Origin of the sequence: Gordonia sp. 852002-10350_SCH5691597 (genome assembly GCF_001665715.1) — a bacterium.
GTDB classification, from domain to species: Bacteria; Actinomycetota; Actinomycetes; order Mycobacteriales; family Mycobacteriaceae; genus Gordonia; species Gordonia sputi.
Map to the genome: position 1 here is coordinate 1 of NZ_LZMO01000101.1, position 1,656 is coordinate 1,656.

The window sequence follows — 1,656 nt, forward strand, 5'->3', positions numbered from 1 at the left end:
TCAACATGAAAGCGGGCCTCCCGAGATAGTTGGTGAGTGGTCAGAGACCATCAGCATCACGGGAGGCCCGCCTACTCGGGCGGTGCCACACGGGTGGGGAATTCAGATGAGCATCACTGGGGAATTTCGATGAGCGCCGTCAGCACAACTCGATCCGGCTGTCAGCCCCATGTGCCAGAGTCATCCTGCACGCGGAAGGGGTAGCTATGACGCAGACGATGTGCGCTGGCGTCTCCCTCGAGAGCAAGTGCCACGCGTTGATTCATCTTGGTGAAGTCGCCCCAGAGCTTCTCGGACTCGCGCTGAGACTCTCCCTCTGCATTGCGCCACGTGAAGAAGCGTTGTCGCGCAGCAGATTCAGTTGATCGCTCGCGGACCTTTCCCATACGCGGGTCACCCTCCCCGCCGTCGAGGATCAGCACATCGGTGACTCCTGCGGTCAAGTTGATGGCGACCGCTGCACCCAACTGCGTTATGCGTGAACGCATCATCGTGGCCTCTAATGGTCACGAGTCGTGATGGTGCCGGGAGCCGTGATCGACCTTCCGGCAGGCCTCGCGCGGTTCACCGTCAACGTGTCGTGGAGTTCCGCGCGAGTGACAGCGCCTGAAGTCGACGTGGTTGCGTTCGAGTTAGGGACAGACGAGAAGGTTCCTTCTGACGACGAGTTTGTGTTCTTCAATCAACCCGCAAGTCCTGACGGGAGCTTGTCAAGATGTCTGTGTAAGAACGTAACTCCTGATTTCTTGGGTTCGCTTTCGGTGTTTAGTTGAGGTGGGGTTCGATGCGGTCGGGGTAGGCCAGGGCGAGTTGGCCGAGGGCCTGTTTCCAGTTCGTCACGACTTGCCCTTCGACGAGTCGTCCGGGCGCTTTACGTTGACTGGCTGGCTTGCCGCGTTCCTTCTCGCGTTGCATCGCCCGTTTGTCCTCGATGTCGCAGATGGCCAGCCAGAGCAGTTTGTGGACCGCGACGTCGTTGGGGAAGTGTCCTCGGTTCTTGATGACCTTGCGGAGTTGATAGTTGAGCGACTCGATCGAGTTGGTGGTGTAGATGACCCTGCGTAACTCGGGTGGGAACGCCAGAAACGGAATGAATCTGTCCCAGGCGCGGTCGAAAGCCAGTGCCGCACTGGGATACCGGTTGCCTAGCTCCGAGTCTCGGAAGGTCTCCCATTCGCGGCGGGCGGTCTCGGCGTCGGGGGCGGTGTAGATCGGTTTGATCGCGCGGGCGACCTGTTTGCGGTCTTTGTAGTTGATGAACCGCATCGCGTTGCGGATCAGGTGCACGACGCAGGTTTGTACGGTGGCCAAAGGCCAGGTCGCCTCGATCGCTTCGGGGAATCCGGTCAGCCCGTCGCAGCATACGATCAGCACGTCTTTGACGCCGCGGTTGGCCAGATTCGCGCACACCCCGGCCCAGAACTTCGCGCCCTCTTCAGCCTGTATCCAGATGCCCAGCACATGCTTGACGCCAGCCATGTCGACACCGATAGCTATGTGGGCGTGCTTATTTCGAACGTGAGCACCGTCTTTGACCTTGACCACCAGGGCGTCGAGATAGAGGACGGGATACAACGCTTCCAGCGGCCGGTTCTGCCATTCGTCGACCGCGTCGCAAACCTCGTCGCAGATCTTGGAGATCGTCTCATGCGACAG

At 59.8% G+C, this 1,656-nt stretch carries 3 protein-coding genes; 1 reads left to right on the forward strand and 2 read right to left on the reverse strand.

Annotation, left to right across the window (positions count from 1 at the left end; translation table 11 throughout):
* Window positions 1-161: 161 nt before the first annotated feature.
* On the reverse strand, window positions 162-488 hold the full coding sequence (locus tag A5777_RS07340) for a hypothetical protein (RefSeq protein ID WP_156529304.1): 327 nt from the start codon (window positions 486-488) through the stop codon (window positions 162-164).
* Between the two features lie 30 nt (window positions 489-518).
* Between A5777_RS07340 and A5777_RS24080 the strand changes: the two genes are divergently transcribed.
* Complete coding sequence (locus A5777_RS24080; protein WP_082933577.1) at window positions 519-773, forward strand: TerD family protein; 255 nt, start codon at window positions 519-521, stop codon at window positions 771-773.
* On the opposite strand, the gene A5777_RS07345 is transcribed toward A5777_RS24080, so the two are convergent.
* On the reverse strand, window positions 766-1,656 hold an 891-nt coding region (locus A5777_RS07345), incomplete at its 5' end, for an IS256 family transposase (protein ID WP_156529305.1). The two genes, A5777_RS24080 and A5777_RS07345, sit on opposite strands and share 8 nt — an antisense overlap.